General features: G+C 70.7%; 1 protein-coding gene. It reads right to left on the bottom strand.

The features are described from left to right. Window positions 1-21 precede the first annotated feature (21 nt). Window positions 22-1308 carry a glucose-6-phosphate isomerase gene (locus tag ACFR9S_RS10815; RefSeq protein ID WP_379731434.1) on the bottom strand — a complete coding sequence of 429 codons (1287 nt, stop codon included), beginning with the start codon at window positions 1306-1308 and terminating at the stop codon, window positions 22-24. Between the last annotated feature and the right edge of the window lie 256 nt (window positions 1309-1564).

Raw genomic sequence — 1564 nt, 5'->3', positions numbered from 1 at the left:
CAAAGCGGTGACGGTCGCCCGCTACTCGACGACCAGCCGATCCTTCCCGCGGACGGCGTCGGCTTCCGCGAACTCGCCGCCGCCGAGCAGGCCGCGTGCGGCCTTCTTCCCCCACTCCACGGCGGGCTGGGTGAACGTCGAGAGGTCGGCGAGCTCGCCGTAGCAGATGCAGGCGGCCTCCATCCCGAACAGCAGTTCGCCCAGCCCGCGCTCGTCGACGCGGTCGATCTCGATCCGGACGTTCGGGCAGTCCGCGGCCGTGAGGCTCGCCTCCGTGGCCTCGAACTCGGCGTCGAGCAGCGTGCCGAGCGACTGGCCGCCGAGGTAGGACAGCCCCTCCAAGTCGGTCTCGGGAATCCCGCGGTCCGCGCGCTCGGTCGGGCGGACGAGCGTGACGAGCTTGTCCCGCGGGCCGGCGCGGTACAGTTGGAGCTGTGAGTGCTGGTCGGTCGCGCCGAGCGCGCGGGCGGGCGTCTGGCCCTGCCCGTCCTTCCCCAGACTTTCGGCCCACAACTGCGCGAACCACTCCGCGAACGTCTCCAGCGACTCCGCGTACGGCATGAACGCGTTCGTCAGCGCGCCTCGCTCGGCCAGCGCGTAGGTGGTCGCGCCGTAGGCGTAGGCGGGCGAGTCGTACAGCGACCCCGCGAGACGGTCGCGCTCGTCGGCGGCACCGGCGAGGACGGCCTCGATGTCGTGGCCCTGAATCGCCGCGGCGGCGAGCCCGACCGTCGAGAGCACGGAGAAGCGACCCGGAACGCCCTCGGGCACGTCGAGCGCGGGCAGGTCGTGCTTCTCGGCGAGGCTTCGGAGGTTCCCCTCCGGTCCCGTGGTGACGAACGTCCGCTCGGTCCAGTCGACGCCCGCTCGCTCCATCGCGTCCCGGACGACGAGGAAGTTCGACAGCGTCTCCGCCGTGGTGCCGGAGTTCGAGACGACGTTGACGGCCGTTCGGGAGAGATCGAGCGAGTCGAGCAGCCGGGTGGTGTGCTCGGGGTCGACGTTGTCGAGGACGTAGGCGTCAACGTCGCTTTCGAGCGCGTTCGAGAGCGTCGCCGCGCCGAGCGCGCTGCCGCCGATGCCGACCGTGAGCACCGCCTCGCTGTCGGAGAACGGGGCGACGGCGTTGCGGATCGCGTCGGGGTCGGCCGTCTCGGGGAGGTTCAGCGATCGGTAGCCGAACTCCCGGTCGGCCATGGCGTCGGTGATGCGTTCGTGGGCCGCGGCCACGTCGGCGTCCAGTTCGTCGAGGGCGTCGCGGGTGAGTTCGGGGTCGCCGCCGAGGGCGTTGCCGATGTCGGTGTGCATGAGTGGAGTGGTGGGTGGTAGGGGGAAGTAGCTTCTGAGACAGCAGCAGCGACGGCGACAGCATCTGGTTCGGTGGCTTCTGAGACAGCAACAGCGATAGCGACAGCATCTCGTTCGTACACTTCTGGAACAGCAACCGCGACAGCATCTCGATGTTTGACCACTTGCGACCGCAGTGTGCCGGGCATGAAGCCCGGCGCAGCGCCGAGTCCCCACCCCTCCCCCGCGGGCCGGCGACCGGTGCCGGCCCGCGGCG

Origin of the sequence: Halolamina salina (genome assembly GCF_042678005.1) — an archaeon.
Taxonomy (GTDB): Archaea; Halobacteriota; Halobacteria; order Halobacteriales; family Haloferacaceae; genus Halolamina; species Halolamina salina.
The sequence above is the reverse complement of the archived record's forward strand: the minus strand, read 5'-3'. Positions and strand labels throughout refer to the sequence as shown.

Bases quoted from the DNA above. Each gene is read 5' to 3' on its own strand.
- ACFR9S_RS10815 (WP_379731434.1), bottom strand. From the start codon at position 1,308: ATGCACACCGACATCGGCAACGCCCTCGGCGGCGACCCCGAACTCACC.